Here is a 17,908-nt window from a genome sequence, read left to right on the forward strand (position 1 = left end):
GGCATGACGATGTCTGGCGATCATCCCCGCATCTCCATCAATGACACAACCTTGCGCGACGGCGAACAGGCGCCTGGCGTCGCCTTCTCCGCGCGCGAAAAGCTGGCGATCGCACGGGAGCTGGCGGCGGCCGGCGTCGATGAAATCGAAGCCGGCACGCCCGCGATGGGCGCAGACGAAATCGACGCCATCGCCGCCGTCGCCGCGGATGGCTTGCCTTGCCGGGTCGTCGCCTGGTGCCGTCTGACAAAAGGGGACGTCGACGCCGCTATTTCGGCGGGCGTCAGCCATGTGAATATCTCCGCGCCGATGTCACGCCTGCAGATGAAAGTCAAGCTTGGCGCGGATGTTGAAGATCTCGTGTCGCGCGTGCGCGCTGTCGTCGGCCACGCCATCGGCCACGGCCTCACCGTCGCCCTCGGCGGCGAGGATTCTTCGCGCGCGGACCCGCGCGACATCGGCCGCATTGCGCGCGCCGCGGCGTCGGAAGGCGCGAGCCGGTTGCGCTTTGCCGATACGATGGGCGTCCTCGATCCATTCACGACATTCGATGCTGTGCGCCGCGTGCGCGAGGAGACGGATGTCGCTGTTGAATTTCATGGTCATGACGACCTCGGCCTCGCCACAGCCAACACGCTCGCGGCGTTGCGCGCCGGAGCGAGCCACGCCAGCGTGACAGTACTCGGCCTTGGCGAACGCGCAGGCAATGCGGCGCTCGAAGAGGTCGCGATGGCGCTAGGGCGCGCGGTCGCTGGATGCAGCGCAATCAATCCGCTCCGTTTGCGGGCCCTCGCGCGCCTCGTCGCGCATGCGGCCAACCGCCCGATCGGACGCGCCAAAGCGATTGTCGGCGCCGACATTTTCACGCATGAATCGGGCATTCACGTCGCGGCGCTCATGAAGGACGCCCGCGCCTATCAAGGCATCGACCCGGCGACTCTCGGGCGGCAAAACAAGGTCGTGATCGGCAAGCATTCGGGCCTGTCCGCGATCACCGGACTTTGCGCTGAGCTCAGCCTCGATCTCGATCGCGAACAGGCGGCCGAGGTGTTGATGCTGGCAAAACGCCATGCGCTCCTCAGGCATCGGCCACTCGGGCGCGGAGATGTTGCAGGGCTCGTTGAAGAGGTTCGCAGCGGATCACGACGGCCGTCGACGAGAACCACTGTGACGGGAGCGTCAGCATGAGCGCGGTGAGTTTGACGACGACAGAAGGCCGCGCGTCAAAAGACCTGTGGCGCATGATCCGGCAGGATATCACTTGCGTGCATCAACGCGATCCCGCCGCGCGCAACACATTCGAAGTCGCTCTGCTTTATCCCGGCGTTCACGCCATCATCTGGCATCGGCTCGCACATCGCCTTTGGACCGGAAACTACAAATTCCTTGCGCGCAGCCTCTCATTTTTGGCGCGCTTTCTGACCAATGTCGATATTCATCCAGGCGCCGTCATCGGCGAACGGTTCTTCATTGACCATGGCGCGGGCGTCGTGATCGGCGAGACGGCGATCGTCGGCGACGACGTCACCCTCTATCATGGCGTAACGCTCGGCGGCTCCTCCTGGTCCGCGGGCAAGCGGCACCCGACCGTTGAAAACGGCGTGCTCGTCGGCGCGGGAGCCAAAATCCTCGGCGACATCACGATCGGACGCAATGCGCGGATCGGCGCCAATTCCGTCATCATCGAGGATATCGCGCCCGAGGCGACCATCGTCGGCATCCCCGGCAGACTGGTTCGCAAGTCACACAGACGGTTGAGGCCGGACGGCCGCATTGATCTCGAGCATCATCTGATTCCCGATCCGGTCGCCGACGCCATGGCGATTTTGATCGACCGCATCGGATTTCTGGAGGCGCGTCTCGGGCATCTGCAACAACGCGTCGGCGCTGGCTTGGCCGATAAGGCTCATATGCAATCTAAGGAGGATCAGGCGCTATGAACGCTCTCGACCAACTACGTAAACTCTCATCCGCCGAGGATTTCTTCGACGCGTTGGGCGTCAGCTACGATCCCGCGGTCTTGCGCGTCGCTCGCCTTCATATCCTGCGTCGAATGGGAGAGTATCTTTATCACAGTGAATCCGGCGTCGGCACCGACGACGAGGTCTGGCTGGCCTGCCGCGCCTTTCTCGAAAACGCCTACCACGATTTCGTGGAGTCATCGCCAATCGAGCAGCGCGTCTTCAAGGTGTTGAAGGACGCCGTCAAACCCAAGGAAGAGCCGAAAAAGCCTTTCGTGCCTTTGAGCACGCTGGTCGTCGGCTCACCGGACATGGAGCGTTCAGGGTCTCTTTGAACGATTTGGAGGAATTAGATCATGCATATCCTCGTCTGCATCAAGCAGGTGCCGGACAGCGCTCAGATCCGGATCAATCCGGTGACGCAGACCATCATGCGCCAGGGCGTGCCGACGATCATCAATCCATATGATCTATTTTCGCTCGAAGAGGCGTTGCGGCTCCGGGAGAAGCATGGCGGGGAAGTCACCGTGCTCACCATGGGGCCTCCGATGGCATCGGAATCGCTGCGCAAGGCGCTCGCCATCGGCGCGGACCGCGCCGTCCTCCTGACCGACCGCCTCTTCGCCGGATCGGACACGCTGGCGACGAGCTATGCGCTGGCGCAGACGATCGGCAAGATCAGCGACATGTTCGGCGCCCCGGACATCGTATTCGCAGGCAAGCAGACGATCGACGGCGACACGGCGCAGGTCGGGCCCGGCATCGCAAAGCGCCTCGGCCTCCTCCAGCTCACCTATGTCGCCAAGATCTCCGAATGCGATCCGGATCGGCGCGAAGTCGTCGTCGAGCGCCGCTCGGAAGGCGGCGTGCAGCTTCTCAAAACCAGGCTGCCCTGCCTCATCACCATGCTTGAGGGCTCGAACGAGGTCCGGCGCGGCGCGATGAAGGATGCGCTGCGGGCGGCGCGCGCGGAAATTCTGACGTGGAGCGCCAAGGACGCCGGAATCGAAGACCCGACGAAATGCGGGCTCAAGGGATCGCCAACGGTCGTCAAAAAAGTCTTCGCACCGCCGCCGCGCTCGGAGCGCGCCATTCTCGTCAAACCCGGCGACTCCGCTTCGCAGGACGCCGAGAGCCTCATCAAGACCTTGTTCGAACGGCAGCCGGCGCTCGAACAGGATCTCGCAAAATCGGCCGCTGGATACTGAGGAGATCGCCATGTCCGACAAGCCCGCAGCCCCGGCGGCCCCGAGCCGGGCCTCCATGAAGAAAGAGCTCCCGGAGCATTTCCGGGGCTACAAACACGTCTGGGTGTTCATCGAGATCGAGCGCGGCGCCGTACATCCGGTTTCCTTCGAACTTCTCGGCGAAGGCCGCAAGCTCGCCGACAAGCTTGGCGTGGAACTCGCCTCGGTCATTGTCGGAGCCCCCGGAGAAGCTACGAGGCAGGCGGCGCAGGAAACCTTCGCCTATGGCGCCGACCTCGCCTATCTGGTCGAGGACGAGATCCTCACCGACTATCGCAACGAGCCCTATTCGCAGGCGATGACGCAACTCGTCAACGCGCATAAGCCTGAGATTCTATTGCTTGGAGCGACGACGCTCGGGCGCGATCTCGCAGGCTCTGTCGCGACGACGCTGCTGACGGGCCTCACCGCCGATTGCACCGAGCTTGCGGTTGACGCCGACGGCTCGCTGGCCGCGACGCGCCCAACCTTTGGCGGCTCGCTTCTGTGCACCATCTACACGCTGAACTATCGTCCCCAGATGGCGACGGTGCGGCCCCGCGTGATGGCCATGCCGGAGCGCCTCGAAGGCCGCCAGGGACGGATCATCGAGTTCAAGCCTGATCTCGACGAAGACAAGATCCTCACCAAGATCCTGAAATTCATCCCCGACCGCGATAGCGCCAAGTCCAATCTCGCTTACGCCGACATTGTCGTCGCCGGCGGCCTTGGCCTGCAAAGCGCCGAGAATTTTCAGCTCGTGCGCAATCTCGCGAGCGTCCTCGGCGCCGAATTCGGCGGTTCGCGGCCGCTCGTGCAGAAAGGCTGGATCGGATCGGACCGGCAGATCGGGCAAACCGGCAAGACGATCCGCCCGAAACTCTACATCGCGGCTGGAATCTCAGGCGCGATCCAGCATCGCGTCGGCGTCGAGGGCGCTGACTGCATCGTCGCGATCAACACGGATAAGGACGCGCCCATCTTCGGCTTCGCTCATCTTGGCGTCGTCACCGACGCCATCCGGCTGTTGCCGGCTCTCACCGAAGCCTTCCGGAAGCGCCTGTCGCCGCATGGCCGAGATCGGCTAGCAGGCTGAGCCCTGAGGAGAGTTTGAGATGATCGAGGAAAAATTCGACGCAATCGTCATCGGGGCCGGCATGGCCGGCAACGCCGCCGCGCACACCATGGCCTCGCGAGGACTGAAGGTGCTGCAGCTCGAACGGGGTGAATATCCCGGCTCGAAGAACGTGCAGGGCGCGATCCTCTATTCCGAGATGCTCGAGAAGATCGTGCCAGAGTTTCGCGAGGACGCGCCGCTTGAGAGGCATCTGATAGAGCAGCGTTTCTGGATGATGTCGGAGCGTTCGCACACCGGCATGCATCACCGCTCGGACGACTTCAACGAAGAAAAGCCGAACCGCTACACCATCATCCGTTCGCAGTTCGACCGCTGGTTCTCGAAGCAGGTGCAGGCGCAAGGCGCGCTCGTCATCTGCGAGACGACCGTCACCCAACTCGTCAGCGACGCCTATGGCAAGGTCATCGGCGTGCGCACGGACCGTGACGGCGACACCATCTTCGCCGACGTCGTGGTTCTCGCCGAAGGCGTCAGCGGCCTGCTCGGCGCCCGCGCGGGTCTCAGGCAAACGCCGAAGCCAGATCATGTGGCGCTTGCCGTCAAGGAGATGCACTTCCTGCCGCAGGAGACGATCGAGGCGCGCTTCAACCTCAAGGGCGACGAAGGCGTCGTGATCGAGGCGGTTGGCTCGATCTCCAATGGCATGACCGGCATGGGCTTTATCTACACCAACAAGGAATGCCTTTCGATCGGAATTGGCTGCCTCGTCTCCGATTTCGCGGAGAAAGGCGAGACTCCTTATGGGCTGCTCGAAGCGTTCAAGAGGCATCCTTCGGTCGCGCCGCTGATCCAGGGCTCCGAGGTGAAGGAATATGCCGCGCATCTTATTCCCGAAGGAGGCTACAAAGCCATCCCCGAGCTCTTTGGCGACGGCTGGGTCGTAGTCGGCGACGCGGCGCAATTGAACAACGCGATCCATCGCGAAGGCTCGAACCTCGCCATGACGTCAGGCCGCCTCGCGGGCGAGGCGATCTTCCAGGTCAAGTCCCGCCGCGATCCGATGACGAAGCAAAACCTCTCTCTCTACAAGAGCCTGCTCGACAACAGTTTCGTCATGAAGGACCTCAAGAAATACAAGGATATGCCTGCGCTCCTGCATACCAACTCGAAGAACTTCTTCCTGACCTATCCGCAGCTTGTGTCGAAAGCGATGGACAGTTTCCTGCGCGTTGACGGCTCGCCCAAGGTCGAAAAGGAGAACGCATCCATCCGCGCCTTCGTCAAGCAGCGGACATTAAGGGGGCTTTTCGGCGACGCCTTCAGATTAGCGCGCGCCTGGCGCTGAGGAACTGACGGGAGAGCAGATACACTTACGGGCATCATGCTCTGAAATTCAGTGAGCGGAGAAGAATCATGTCCAATGAAACCGTGCGCGTTGAAGAGAAGCTTTATCAAAATCGTTACATTGTCGATGCCGGCAAGCCCCATATTTCGATCGAACCGCATACAACGCCATCGAGGAATTTGCTGGCGATGACGAAAGTATGCCCCGCTGGCTGCTATGCGCAAAACGATGTCGGGCAGGTGGAAATCGTCGCCGATGGCTGCCTCGAATGCGGCACCTGCCGCATCCTCCTCGAGCCGACCGGCGAGATCACCTGGAGCTATCCGCGCGGCGGCTTCGGCGTACTTTTCAAATTCGGATGATTGAATTACCGGATTCATTTCTGAGAGAAGCTCCCGGTGATGCGCCTCGCCTCACGAGCCCTTTGAACGCTTCCGCGCGAGCCTTCATGACGCATCCGAAGCACCCCGGAAGGGTGAATGGTCGCCACCGCGGCGCGCCCTCCAGCGAGGCGCATGAGTTCGCCGCGCTGGCCTGAGAGCGTTACCGGACAGCCGAACACTTCGCGCGCCGTGGTCGCGCCAAGGGCGACGACAGAGTTTCCGTGCAAGAGCTCAGGCTTCGGCGCTCTGATCGACCACGGCCAGAGTGTGGCGGGCGATCATCGCCTCCTCATCGGTCGGAATGACAAAAACGCGGGCGCGCGAACGTTCCGAGGAGATAACCTGCGCATTGGCGCGGTTGGCGACGCGGTCGAGCTCAACGCCGATCCACTCCATGCCCTCCAGCACCCGCTCACGCACATGCCAGGAGTTCTCGCCAATGCCGCCGCAGAATACGATGGCGTCGATGCCCTTCAGCACCGCGGCGAGCCCGCCAAGTTCACGGCGGATGCGAAATACAAAATATTCAATCGCCTGCTGCGCTTGCGGCAAGTCCGAGGCCTCGAGTTCGCGCATGTCCTGCGAGAGCCCGGAGAGGCCTTTCAGTCCGGATTCGCGGTAGAGCAGATCCGTGACCTGCGCCGCGCTCATCTGTTTTTCCTGCATCAGATAGAGCACGACGCCGGGATCGAGCTGTCCGCAGCGCGTGCCCATTGGCAGCCCATCGAGAGCGGTGAAGCCCATCGAGCTGGCGACCGACTGTCCATCGCGGATGGCGCACATCGAGGCGCCATTGCCAAGATGCGCCGCCACCACGCGGCCAGCCGCATGGAATGGCGCAATCTCCCGTAGCCGCCCCGTAACATACTCATAGGATAGGCCGTGGAAGCCATAGCGCCTGACGCCTTCGTCGTAAAAATGGCGCGGCAAAGCGAACACATCATTGACGAAGGGATGCGCGTGATGAAACGCCGTGTCGAAGCAGGCGACCTGGCGCACATGCGGCCACGCCTCGCGCGCGGCAAGAATGCCGGCGATGTTGTGAGGCTCGTGCAAAGGAGCAAGCGGGATCAGCGCCTTCAGGTCGCGCAGCACTTCGTCCGTGACGATCACCGGCGCGGCGTAATGCATGCCGCCATGAACGACGCGATGTCCGGCGGCGATCACCTGCGCCTGAGGGAAGCCCGCGCGCCGCCAGGTCAGAATGCGCCGTAGCGCATCGGCGTGAAACGGCGTCGCGGCGCTTTCCGCCCAGGTCTCTTCATGAATTTTTGTGTGGGCGCCGTCGTGAATTGTCAGCCGCCGCTCGTCGCCGAGCATCTCCACAATGCCGATCGCCAGCGCCGAGAGCGTTTCCGCGCCTGCTTTTCCCATCGCTTCGAACAAGGCGAATTTGATCGACGAGGAACCGGCGTTGAGGGTGACGACATGGCGCGTCATTGGTCGCGGTCCCGGCGCGCGATCGGCGCATTCAACATCATGTCAGGTCCTTTTCCGTTCAGGCGCGCCGGTCCGTCAGGTCTGACGATAGGACGAGAGCTGGAGGCTTTCATTCTCACGCGACGTTGTGGAGGCCGCCATCCACATAAATCGTGTCGCCGGTCATGCCTGACGCGGCCGTCCCGACCAGAAAGGCGACGACGCGGCCAACCTCGGCTATATCGACCAGATGGTGCGCTGGCGTGCGGCGCACGGCGGCGTCGACCAGTTCATCGAAGGCGGCTATGCCGCTCGCCGCGCGCGTTTTCAACGGGCCGGGGGAGACAGCAAAGACCCGGATTTTATCGTCGGCGAGCTCCGCCGCAAGATAGCGCACGCTCGCCTCGAGCGCCGCCTTCACCGGTCCCATTATATTGTAATTATTCACCACCTTGTCGGCGCCATAATAGCTCATCGTCAGTAGGGAGCCGCCTGATTTCATCAGCGGCTCGGCGAGGCGCGCCATGGCGATGAAAGAATGGCACGACACCGCCATCGCCTGCTGGAAGCCGGCGAGCGAACAGTCGACGACCCGCCCATGCAGATCGTCGCGCGGGGCGAAGGCGATGGAATGGATGACGAAGTCCAGCCTGCCCCATTCGGCGGCGATTCTGTCGAACACGGCCTCCATCTGGCCCGGCTGCTCGACGTCGAGCGGAAGGATCAGCTCCGCGCCAAGCTCCTGCGCCAGCGGGCGCACATAGCGTTCCGCTTTTTCATTGAGATAGGTGATCGCAAGCTCGGCTCCGAAGCCGCGCAGCTTCGATGCGCAGCCGTAAGCGATGCTGTGTTCATTGGCGATCCCGACGACAAGGCCGCGAAGCCCACGCAGCGTGTCGCCGACAAGGCTTTCAGGATCCTGGGCTGTCGCCAAGGCGTCAACGCGGCCAGGCTGCTCGGACATTGCGTAAACTCTTGCTGTTTTGCGGCGAACCACAACGCCGCGCTTCAGTTCAAACTTATGCCCAATCCGTGCTGAAAATGTGACGATAAGGCGTTTCGTCCCGCAAAGCGAACGAAGCCTGTGCAAAGGCAAAAAAGTCTCCGTTAAACAAGCGCATCGGCAGGGTATATATCAGGCAATGGAATAGACATTTCCGGATAGTTGTGGCGTACAGGGCCATCCATGAGACAACGCGCGCCAATAGTTGCCCTGAACTGCGACGATCTCGATCTCGGGCGCCGCGTCCCGACTATGCTACAATCCAAACATTGTTTTCTACAACGCTAGACTTTTAGGGATGCTTGTGGGCGTCAGCCAATATATATTGCCGTATGCTTTTCGTTATTGTATATTTGATACACATCCCCAACGCTTTATTCTGCGTATGCCTGGAACATCCGCGCTGCTTCATAACGCGTATTCTGGGCGTCAGACCATCGCCAACGCTTCATGTCTTTCATTTGCTCCCCGCCAAATGAGCCTTACGCGCAACCCCCGCAATCGAAATGCGCAAACGCCCCACACGAGTTCTGGCAGGCCCGGTCTATTCGGTTATGATGGCGGTAACATTATATGATTCTCTGGAGCGCCCATGCTGACCACCGGTTATCAACTCGCCGCGGCTCGAGCCCTGATCGGCATGGATCAGGCGACGCTGGCGACGCTGGCCAATGTCAGCGCGGATACGATCCAGTCCCTCGAAGCGTCCAAGCATGAAGCGATCGGCGGCCCTGTTCAGAGCGTGAAGGCGGTTCAGACGGCGCTCGAGAAAGAAGGCGTCGAGTTTCTCAATCACGGCCAACCCGGCGTCCGATTGAAGAATGGAGCCGAAGGCTCCGGCTCGATAACGGTCGAGGAGTTGACCAGCGAGAACGATGAGTAGCGCGTCGCCGCTCGTCCTCCTCTTTCGCCCGTGAAACTTTTACTGACGCTCCCGGGCGCTTCGAGCGCGCAACCGGCCGATGAAATGATGGCTCCCCCGAAGCGCGCCGAATGCCGTGTTGAGGTTTCCGCGAATTGGTATTATAAATATCATTTTATAGGATGATTCGCGGCGGGTGCGGATGCTGATTTTGGGGCTGTGATGTCAAGATATGAGAAGGGACATAAGGCGGATACGCATCGGCGCGTGGTCGAGATCGCCGCCCAGCGCTTCCGGGCCGAGGGCATCGACAGCGTTGGCGTTGCTTCCCTGATGGCCGACGCCGGGCTGACGCACGGCGGCTTCTACGCGCACTTCCCTTCAAAAGAGGCGCTCGTCAAGGAGGCGTTGATCGCCGCCATCGGGTCATCCTTTGCTTACGAAAATGAGGCGGAAGCCGCGGCGCCTTTGAATTTGCGCGCCTTTATAGATTTCTATCTTAGTCCCGCGCATCGCGACAAACCGGCGACGGGGTGCGCGATAGCGACGTTGGGAGCGGAGACGACGCGCAGGCCAAGAGCGACACGCAATGCCTTCAACAAGGAAGCACAGCGTTTCGTCGCGCGGATCGCCTCCGGCCTGCCCGAAGAGGCTTCACCAGAACACAGATTGGCGAAGGCGTATGGCGTATTCGCGCAGCTGGTAGGCTCGCTGCAGCTTTCCAGAATCGTCATGGACAAGACGCTTTCGGATGAGGTTCTGGCTGTCGGCCGGAGCAACGCCTTGCAGCTTGCCGGGCTCGATCCGGGCGAGGAGACCAAAGCCAAGCCCGCCAAGCGGACCGCGAAGAAACATTAGGAGCGGCCCTTTTTCTCGCCAGGAGCGCGATTCCTTGCGAGAGCCAAGATCGCGCCATCGGCTTTTCGCGCCCTGTTTTCTGAAAGCGCCGCCCCCCACAGACTGCAACACAATCGCTTCCAATTTCGGCTCGCATCGTCGCGACGATGCCGCGCGCCGTTGCCTGCTCCTGCTCCACCCCATGTTCGAGGACACCGTCTGAAATCGACAGACGCGTGCGCGCCAATCTTTCTGCTTCACTTTATATGATCATTATAATATGTTGCGGCCGGTTGGTTGAGCGACTTCGCAGCAATGATGCCGGCCGGGGCGAAAAGGACCAGCAGATCAGCGTTCGGCGCGCCGAACGCAAATGTGGAACTGAGGAACGGCTATGAACATTAATGGATCCGTCGCCCTGGTGACCGGCGCGAACCGCGGTATCGGCCGCGCTTTCGTGGATGAGCTCCTGAAGCGCGGCGCATCGAAAATCTATATCACCGCCCGCGATCCGGCCTCTCTCTCTGAATTCTTGAAGCTGAAAGACTCAAGGCTCGTTCCCTTGACGCTCGACGTAACGAAAGAGGCTGAGGCGCTGGCTGCCGCCGCCGACGCCCCCGACGTGACGCTTCTGATCAACAATGCGGGTTTCGCCGGTTTTCATGGCGCCATTTCCGCGCCGGACCTTTCCACCGCGCGCCAGGAAATGGAGGTGAATTACTTCGGGCCGCTGGCGCTGATCCGCGCCTTCGCGCCGGGACTTGCCGCATCCGGCGGCGGCGCCATCGTCAATGTTCTGTCTTTCCTCTCGCTGGTGACGATGCCGAAAGCCGGCACATATTCGGCCTCAAAGGCGGCGGCGCGGGCGATCACGCGAAGCGCTCGCGCTGAACTCTCAAGCCAGGGCACCGCCATCGTCGCGGTCATGCCGGTTCAGGTCGAAACCGACATGGGCCGCGACCTTCCCGAACCACGGCTGACGCCGCAGGAGGTTGCCGCCGAAGCTCTTGACGGCGTGGAAGCCGGCGCCGACGAGGTTTTCCCGGGGGAACTCACGCGTCAGACCGCAGCCGCCTTCGCGAAAGACCCGAAGGGCGTTCAGGCGCATGTGGCCATGGTTCTTCCCGAGCGCGTCTGAGCGCCCTGCGCTGAGCATGATCGATCAGGCGCTCCACGACTCGTGCGATGCGGTTGGCGCCGGCGGCTCGCCGCCCGCATTGCCATTGCATCCGGCGCCGAATACCATTTCGGCTCGCCGGATCGAAACGGATCGTCATTTGCTCATAAAAACTGGATTTCAGGGCAGCGCTTCCTCGCGTTCTCCGGCGGCTTCAAGGCCGGCGCTGCTTGAGCTTTTCGTCAGAACACACAGAGCGCGCGCCCATGCTGTGGCTTGACAGCGCTGTTTTTCCCGACAGCCGCGCGCTCTTCGATCTCAGCGACCGCGGGCTTCTGCTCGGCGATGGAGCGTTCGACACCGCGCTTGTCATGAACGGCCGCCTGTTTCGCGGCGAGGCTCATATCCAACGCTTGCTGGACGCCCTCGCCCTGCTGGGGATCGAAGCCGATGCCGATACGATCCGCCGGGCCTTCGCGGCGCTGCTCCCGCGAGCCGAGCGTCACGCACTGCGCGTCACCGTCACGCGCGGGCCGGGACTTCGCGGCCTCGCGCCGGCCGGCATGCAAAAGCCGACGATCATGGCGAGCCTTTCGCCGCTGCCTCAAAGCTTCTTTTCGCCAAGGCTCGCGATGGACGTCGCCGCCATTCGCCGCAACGAAACATCGCCGGCCTCGCGCATCAAAGCGCTCTCCTACCTTGACGCCATTCTCGCCATGCGTGAGGCGACCTCCAAAGGATACAATGAAACGCTGTTCCTGAACGGCGCGGGGCGCGTCGCCTGCGCCTCCGTCGGGAATGTCTTCGCGCTTTTCGGCGACGAGCTGGCGACGCCGCCCCTCGCCGACGGCGTGATGCCGGGAATTATCCGTGGCTTCATCCTCGCCGAATGCGGCGCGCTAAAGCTGCAAGGCCGCGAACGATCGCTTGACCTTGATGAGCTCTATGGCGCCGACGCTGTCTTTATGACCAATAGTCTGCGGCTGATCGCCCCAGTGGAGCGCATCGGCGCCGTCGCCATCGGCGCCAAAGGCGCCACGATCGTCGACGCCCTAACGCAGCGGTTGTGGCAAGCGATCGCCGCCGAATGCGGGAGCCCGCCAATTTGACTCGCGCGAAGCGACGGGACAATTCCTTCACGACGGCCGCCGGAGCGTTCCGCGCGCGCTTTCTGGCGCATGCCGCGCCCGTCTTGGGCCATGCCTCACGCGCGGCGCTTGACCTTATTTTCCCGCCCGCCTGCCTCAACTGCCGTCAGGCGACGCAGGCGCACGGGTCGCTGTGCGCCGCGTGCTGGTCCAAAATCCGCTTCATCGAGCGCCCATTTTGCGAAAGGCTTGGCGTTCCCTTTTCCGTGGATCTCGGCAATGAAGGGCTGCTCTCGCCGGAGGCGGTGGCCAATCCGCCTGTCTACGGCCGCGCCCGCGCCGTCGCGCATTTCGATGACGGTCCCGTGCGCCATCTCGTGCACCGGCTGAAATATGGCGACCGGATGGAGCTCGCAAAACCTCTCGGCGCCTGGATGGCTCGGGCCGGCGCTGAGCTGCTGGTCGACGCCGATCTGATCGCGCCCGTTCCCTTGCATCGCAGGCGTCTGTTCGCCCGGCGTTTCAATCAGGCCGAGGCGCTGGCGCGATCGATCTCGAGTTCCAGCGGCGTGCCGGAAGATCCGCTCTGTCTCGTGCGCGTCAAGGAGACGCAATCGCAGGTGCGCCTCACGCGTTCGCAACGGGCGCTCAATGTGCAAGGGGCGTTTCGCGTGCCGGAGGAGATGGCCGCCCGCATCGAGGGCCGCGCCATCGTTCTCGTCGACGACGTGATGACGTCGGGCTCGACAGTCAATGCGGCGTCGCGCGCGCTGCTGCGCGCCAAGGCGCGACGCGTCGATGTGCTCGTTTTCGCAAGGGTGGTGTAGCAAGGGTGGTGTAAGAGGAGACGAGACGCCTCTCTCTAAGCGGCCTTGGTCTCAAAATCGGACGGGATGGTGAATTTCGCCTCGGTCTTCGCCTTGATCTCCTCGAGCGTCACGCCATCGGCGAGCCGCACCAGGGTCAGGCCCGTGCCGCCGGTCTTGTCGATGTCAAAGACCGCGAAGTCGGTAATGACCCGATCGACGACCGCGGAGCCGGTCAACGGCAAAGTGCAATGATGCAAAAGCTTCGACTGTCCTTTCGCGGTGTGCTCCATCACCACCACGACGCGCTTGACGCCGGCGACAAGGTCCATCGCGCCGCCCATGCCTTTGACCATCTTGCCGGGAATCATCCAGTTGGCGAGGTCGCCTTTTTCGGAGACCTCCATCGCGCCGAGAATGGCGAGGTCGATATGGCCGCCGCGTATCATCCCGAAACTGTCGGAGGAGGAGAAGAAACTCGTCGTCGGCAGCTCGGTGATCGTCTGCTTTCCGGCATTGATGAGATCGGCGTCTTCCTCGCCCTCGAGCGGGAAAGGCCCCATGCCCAACATGCCGTTCTCGCTCTGTAGTTGAACATTCATCCCGGCCGGAATGAAATTCGCGACGAGCGTCGGAATGCCAATGCCGAGATTGACGTAAAATCCATCGCGCAATTCCTTGGCCGCTTCCGCCGCCATCTGGTCCCTTGTCCAGGCCATAGGTTCTTTACTCCTTGCAGCACGATTGCTCGAGACGGCTTTGAACGACGCCCTTTTTTGCTCCTTGAAGCTTCAAGCGGCGGCCGCTCAGGCGGCGCGCGGGCGCGTCGTGCGCTTCTCGATCAGCTTGACGACATTTTGGGCATGAATGACCCGCTGCACGAAAATTCCCGGCGTATGGATCATGTCGGGATCGATTTCGCCAGCCGGCACAAGGTGTTCCACCTCTGCCACCGTCATCCGCCCGGCCGTCGCCATCATCGGATTAAAATTGCGCGCGGTTTTACGAAAAACGAGATTGCCCTCGGTGTCGCCTTTCCAGGCGTGTACGAGCGAGACGTCGGCGACGATGCCGCGCTCCATGACATAGGTCGATCCGTCGAATTCGCGGGTTTCCTTGCCGTCGGCGATGACGGTGCCGACGCCGGTCTTGGTGAAGAAGGCAGGAATACCTGCGCCGCCTGCGCGAATGCGCTCGGCCAGCGTGCCCTGGGGATTGAATTCGAGTTCGAGTTCGCCAGATAGAAACTGCTGCTCGAAGAGCTTGTTCTCGCCGACGTAGGACGAGATCATTTTCTTGATCTGCCGCGTCTCGAGCAAAAGCCCGAGACCCGCGCCGTCGACGCCCGCGTTGTTCGAAACCACGGTCAGGTTCTTGACGCCGAGATCACGTAGCGCATGAATCAAATCCTGCGGGATGCCGCAAAGGCCAAACCCGCCGCACATCAGCGTCATGCCATCCTTGACGATATCCGCCAAAGCCGAATGAGCATCCTTGAAAACCTTATTCATTCACACGCCTTGTCTGCGACCTTCCATTGCGCCGCGGCGTCATTTCGACGCAGTTACCGCCTTAATATAGCCGAGGCGGAAAAATGATCCAGCGCGTTTTTGCATCGCAGAATATTGAAACTCCCGCGACGCCAGGTGAGTGGCGGCCGTTTTCGGATAGGATCGCAGACCATCCGTTCCTGGAAAGATTCACGTGACGTCGCCGAGCCTCATTTTCGATCGCCCCCTGCTCCGCCGCAGGCTTTCGCGCGCCAAAGACGCCGGCGCCGAGGATTTCCTGCTGCGCGCGGCGATCGAGGATCTTTTTGAGCGGCTCAAGCTGATCCGCCGCGATTTTTCAACGGTTCTTGATGTCGGCACAGCCTCGCCGGAGCTTTCCGGGCGTCTTGCCCGCGAAGGCCGGTTGGTCCTGCGCATGGCGCCGCTCGCGCAGACGGAAAGGAGCGCGTCGTTTTCCGTCGTCGGCGACGAAGAGGCGCTGCCTTTCGCGGCGGAGCGTTTCGACCTCGCCGTGTCGGCGCTCAGTCTCCAAACGGTCAATGACCTGCCAGGCGCGCTCGTCCAGATCCGCCGCGTCCTGAAGCCGGACGGACTGTTTCTTGGTTGCCTTCTCGGCGGTCAGACCTTGCGCGAATTGCGCAGCGCCCTGGCGCTCGCCGAAACCGAGCTTTGCGGCGGGATCAGCCCGCGCGTCTCCCCTTTCGCGGACGTTCGCGACATGGGGGGCCTGCTTCAGCGCGCTGGATTGGCCTTGCCCGTTGCTGATAGCGAGCCTTTGGTCGTCCGATACCGCGACATGTTCGCTCTGATGGCTGATCTGCGCGCCATGGGCGCCTCCAACGCGCTGGTCGCCCGCATCAAAGGGCCTTCCCGTCGCGAGCTTTTCCTGCGGGCTGCGAACATCTACGCCGAGCGGTTCAGCGACCCCGACGGGCGCATACGAGCGACGTTTGAACTGATTTTCGTTTCCGGCTGGGCTCCGCATGAGAGCCAGCAGAAGCCGCTGCGCCCTGGCTCGGCGAAAATGCGGCTCGAAGATGCGCTCAGGGGAAAGCCGCCGCCGCGTTGATCACCGGCGCGCTCAGGAGCACGATGGTTTTCAATGGGTTGGCTTTATGCCCGTTATCGCCCTGTTTCAAACCGTGATCTACTGCGCCAGCTCCCAGCTGACCTCCGCTTCGACCCGAAGGGTCTGCACGCCCGGCTCGAGCGGGATGGCGACAGCCTCGCTTTTGGCCGCCCGCGCCAGCATCGCCGTAGCGGCGAAAGGACGGGGCGGTCCGCCGGGCGTGGCGATTTCGAGCACCCGCCCAAGCCGGATCCCCAGCCCATTCGTAAAGGATGTCGCCTTGCGCAAGGCGTCGCGGACGGCGTCGCCCCGGAGGGCGTCATATTTTGCGTCCTTTTGATCGTAGTCGAAGTCGACGCCGCCGAATTTATTGGCGCCCTTCTGAATCCATTGCTGGGCCAGCGCGCCAGCCTTTTCGATCTGCCTGATCGTGATGCTGAGATCATTGCGCGCCTGATAGCCGCGCAGCGTGCGTTTGACGACACGGCCGTTGGAATCGGTCGTCTCGTCATAGACCGGAAGCAGCGTGACGCCGAGGGTGCGGATGTCGCGCGGTTCGACGCCCTGCGCCTTGACGTCGTTGACGACCGCCTGCGTCGCCTTCGCGTTTTCGCTCGCAGCATCCGCCGCGTTGGGCCGCTCGGTCTCGACGCCCAGCGAAATGATCGCGATGTTGGGCACGACCTCAACGCTCGCTTCGCCGGTCGTTGTGATCGAGGGGAGCGTGTCCTTCAATCTCGGAAAATCCTGCGCCGCACCCGGCGTCGCCGAGGCCGTCACAACGGCCGCGAGCGCGGCGAGCAAGCCAAAGCGCGCCAGGACGCGGGAGAGAGGCAGGCGAAAGCGGCAAAGCATCGGTTTTCCTCGACGTGCAATAAGGTTCTCATGCGCGGTCGCGATGTCGCTTTTGCGACGGCGCTTGCGCCCACGCGACGATTGTGGAGAATTTTTGCGCGCCATGCTATGAGGCCGCAATGACAACGTCCACCCTCATCGACTCCACGGCTGCTGAAGCGGTCGCGCCTGCGCCGTCGCGTTCGCTCGCCGGCGCGACGCGAAAGGAGCTCGCCGCCGCGCTTCTTGAAATCGGCGCGCCCGAGCGCGAAATCCGCATGCGCTCAGCTCAGCTCTGGCATTGGATCTATCACCAGGGCGTGTCTTCCTTCGACGACATGCTGAATATCAGCAAGGTTTTTCGCGCAAAGCTCGCCGAGCGTTTTACTTTGACGCGGCCGCAGATCGTCTCTGAGCAACTGTCCAGCGACGGCACGCGCAAATGGCTGATCCGGCTGGCGCCTTCGAACGCCAGGGATCGCGCGGCGGAAGTCGAATGCGTCTATATTCCCGATACAGATCGCGGAACGCTCTGCGTCTCGAGCCAGGTCGGCTGCACACTGACGTGCTCTTTCTGTCACACCGGCACGCAGCAATTCGTGCGCAATTTAACCGCGCAAGAAATTATCGCTCAACTCATCATTGCGCGCGAGAGACTGGGCGATTTCCCGGGCCGAGCGCCGCCGCAGGATGGGATCGTGCCGAGCGGCGGCTCGCGCTTTGTCTCGAACATCGTCTTCATGGGGATGGGCGAGCCGCTCTATAATTTCGACAATGTCAGCGACGCCGTGGCGGTCTTTTCGGACGGCGACGGACTGTCCTTGTCGAAGCGGCGCATCACGGTTTCGACCGCCGGCGTCGTTCCGCGACTGCCGGATCTTGGCGCCAAGACCGGGGCCATGCTGGCGATCTCGCTCCACGCCGTTCGCGACGACCTGCGCGACACGCTTGTGCCGCTCAACAAGAAATATCCGATCGCCGAGCTTTTGCAGGCCTGCCGGACTTATCCCGGAGCGTCGAACGCGCGCCGCATTACCTTCGAATATGTGATGCTGAAGGGGATCAATGATTCCCCCGCTGAGGCGCGCGAGCTTGTCAGGCTGCTGAAAGGCATTCCCGCCAAGATCAACCTCATTCCGTTCAATCCATGGCCGGGAACGGCCTACGAATGTTCGGATGAAGCGACGATCGAGGCTTTTTCAGACATCGTGTTCAATGCCGGTTACGCCAGCCCGGTGCGCACGCCGCGCGGCCGGGATATCCTCGCCGCCTGCGGGCAACTGAAGAGCGAGACAGAAAAATTGCGGGCGCGGGCGCTGCTGTCCATCGACCCCTGAGCAAAGCGCCAAGCCGGCGACCTGGCTTTACT

19 protein-coding genes are annotated in these 17,908 nt (G+C 62.2%); 14 read left to right on the forward strand and 5 right to left on the reverse strand.

The window, feature by feature from the left end; translation table 11 throughout:
• Window positions 1-3 precede the first annotated feature (3 nt).
• The 7 genes from SIN04_RS12120 (at window position 4) to SIN04_RS12150 (ending at window position 5,972) form a co-directional block, all read left to right on the forward strand.
• Entirely contained in the window at window positions 4-1,188 is a 1,185-nt protein-coding gene (locus SIN04_RS12120; RefSeq protein WP_244605785.1) for a homocitrate synthase/isopropylmalate synthase family protein, read from the forward strand.
• Window positions 1,185-1,940 carry a serine O-acetyltransferase gene (cysE, locus tag SIN04_RS12125; protein WP_134489513.1) on the forward strand — a complete coding sequence of 252 codons (756 nt, stop codon included), beginning with the start codon at window positions 1,185-1,187 and terminating at the stop codon, window positions 1,938-1,940. Before SIN04_RS12120 ends, cysE begins: the two co-directional genes overlap by 4 nt.
• A complete protein-coding gene (gene nifW / locus SIN04_RS12130; RefSeq protein WP_134489515.1) occupies window positions 1,937-2,296 on the forward strand; it encodes a nitrogenase stabilizing/protective protein NifW in 360 nt (119 codons plus the stop codon). Before cysE ends, nifW begins: the two co-directional genes overlap by 4 nt.
• A gap of 21 nt (window positions 2,297-2,317) precedes the next feature.
• The gene (locus SIN04_RS12135; protein ID WP_134489517.1) at window positions 2,318-3,169 is read left to right on the forward strand and encodes an electron transfer flavoprotein subunit beta/FixA family protein; all 852 of its coding nucleotides are present in this window, start codon (window positions 2,318-2,320) and stop codon (window positions 3,167-3,169) included.
• 10 nt (window positions 3,170-3,179) lie between these two features.
• On the forward strand, window positions 3,180-4,283 hold the full coding sequence (locus SIN04_RS12140) for an electron transfer flavoprotein subunit alpha/FixB family protein (protein WP_134489519.1): 1,104 nt from the start codon (window positions 3,180-3,182) through the stop codon (window positions 4,281-4,283).
• 19 nt (window positions 4,284-4,302) lie between these two features.
• On the forward strand, window positions 4,303-5,610 hold the full coding sequence (locus SIN04_RS12145) for an FAD-dependent oxidoreductase (RefSeq protein ID WP_134489521.1): 1,308 nt from the start codon (window positions 4,303-4,305) through the stop codon (window positions 5,608-5,610).
• Between the two features lie 68 nt (window positions 5,611-5,678).
• Window positions 5,679-5,972 (forward strand): ferredoxin family protein, encoded by a 294-nt coding sequence (locus tag SIN04_RS12150; RefSeq protein ID WP_134489523.1) that lies wholly within the window; start codon window positions 5,679-5,681, stop codon window positions 5,970-5,972.
• 252 nt (window positions 5,973-6,224) lie between these two features.
• Here SIN04_RS12150 and SIN04_RS12155 read toward each other — a convergent pair whose 3' ends face one another.
• Together SIN04_RS12155 and fabI are read right to left on the reverse strand one after the other, a co-directional pair.
• Window positions 6,225-7,433, reverse strand: a complete 1,209-nt coding sequence (locus SIN04_RS12155) for an acetate/propionate family kinase (RefSeq protein ID WP_134489525.1) — start codon at window positions 7,431-7,433, stop codon at window positions 6,225-6,227.
• Between the two features lie 115 nt (window positions 7,434-7,548).
• Window positions 7,549-8,376, reverse strand: a complete 828-nt coding sequence (gene fabI / locus SIN04_RS12160; protein ID WP_341263937.1) for an enoyl-ACP reductase FabI — start codon at window positions 8,374-8,376, stop codon at window positions 7,549-7,551.
• Between the two features lie 631 nt (window positions 8,377-9,007).
• Here fabI and SIN04_RS12165 point away from each other — a divergent pair.
• From SIN04_RS12165 to SIN04_RS12185, 5 genes are all read left to right on the forward strand, one after another.
• Window positions 9,008-9,298, forward strand: a complete 291-nt coding sequence (locus tag SIN04_RS12165; protein WP_134489527.1) for a helix-turn-helix domain-containing protein — start codon at window positions 9,008-9,010, stop codon at window positions 9,296-9,298.
• Between the two features lie 201 nt (window positions 9,299-9,499).
• The gene (locus SIN04_RS12170; RefSeq protein WP_134489529.1) at window positions 9,500-10,135 is read left to right on the forward strand and encodes a TetR/AcrR family transcriptional regulator; all 636 of its coding nucleotides are present in this window, start codon (window positions 9,500-9,502) and stop codon (window positions 10,133-10,135) included.
• Window positions 10,136-10,508: 373 nt separating this feature from the next.
• Entirely contained in the window at window positions 10,509-11,252 is a 744-nt protein-coding gene (locus SIN04_RS12175; RefSeq protein WP_134489531.1) for an SDR family oxidoreductase, read from the forward strand.
• Window positions 11,253-11,497: 245 nt separating this feature from the next.
• A complete protein-coding gene (locus tag SIN04_RS12180; RefSeq protein WP_134489533.1) occupies window positions 11,498-12,340 on the forward strand; it encodes an aminotransferase class IV in 843 nt (280 codons plus the stop codon).
• On the forward strand, window positions 12,337-13,146 hold the full coding sequence (locus SIN04_RS12185; protein WP_244605786.1) for a ComF family protein: 810 nt from the start codon (window positions 12,337-12,339) through the stop codon (window positions 13,144-13,146). The genes SIN04_RS12180 and SIN04_RS12185 overlap by 4 nt, the downstream gene beginning before the upstream one ends.
• Before the next feature lie 35 nt (window positions 13,147-13,181).
• Here SIN04_RS12185 and SIN04_RS12190 read toward each other — a convergent pair whose 3' ends face one another.
• Together SIN04_RS12190 and SIN04_RS12195 are read right to left on the reverse strand one after the other, a co-directional pair.
• A complete protein-coding gene (locus SIN04_RS12190; RefSeq protein WP_134489537.1) occupies window positions 13,182-13,844 on the reverse strand; it encodes a 3-oxoacid CoA-transferase subunit B in 663 nt (220 codons plus the stop codon).
• An 87-nt stretch (window positions 13,845-13,931) separates the two neighbouring features.
• Entirely contained in the window at window positions 13,932-14,636 is a 705-nt protein-coding gene (locus SIN04_RS12195; RefSeq protein ID WP_134489539.1) for a CoA transferase subunit A, read from the reverse strand.
• A gap of 193 nt (window positions 14,637-14,829) precedes the next feature.
• On the opposite strand from SIN04_RS12195, the gene SIN04_RS12200 reads away from it, so the two are divergent.
• The gene (locus tag SIN04_RS12200) at window positions 14,830-15,705 is read left to right on the forward strand and encodes a methyltransferase domain-containing protein (protein WP_134489541.1); all 876 of its coding nucleotides are present in this window, start codon (window positions 14,830-14,832) and stop codon (window positions 15,703-15,705) included.
• Window positions 15,706-15,783: 78 nt separating this feature from the next.
• On the opposite strand, the gene SIN04_RS12205 is transcribed toward SIN04_RS12200, so the two are convergent.
• Window positions 15,784-16,560: an SIMPL domain-containing protein gene (locus tag SIN04_RS12205; RefSeq protein ID WP_134489543.1), complete on the reverse strand. Its 777-nt coding sequence runs from the start codon at window positions 16,558-16,560 to the stop codon at window positions 15,784-15,786.
• 119 nt (window positions 16,561-16,679) lie between these two features.
• Here SIN04_RS12205 and rlmN point away from each other — a divergent pair, with 119 nt between their 5' ends.
• Window positions 16,680-17,876, forward strand: coding sequence for a 23S rRNA (adenine(2503)-C(2))-methyltransferase RlmN (rlmN, locus tag SIN04_RS12210; RefSeq protein WP_341263938.1), 1,197 nt, complete (start codon window positions 16,680-16,682; stop codon window positions 17,874-17,876).
• Window positions 17,877-17,908 lie beyond the last annotated feature (32 nt).

Origin of the sequence: Methylocella tundrae, from assembly GCF_038024855.1 — a bacterium.
GTDB classification, from domain to species: Bacteria; Pseudomonadota; Alphaproteobacteria; order Rhizobiales; family Beijerinckiaceae; genus Methylocapsa; species Methylocapsa tundrae.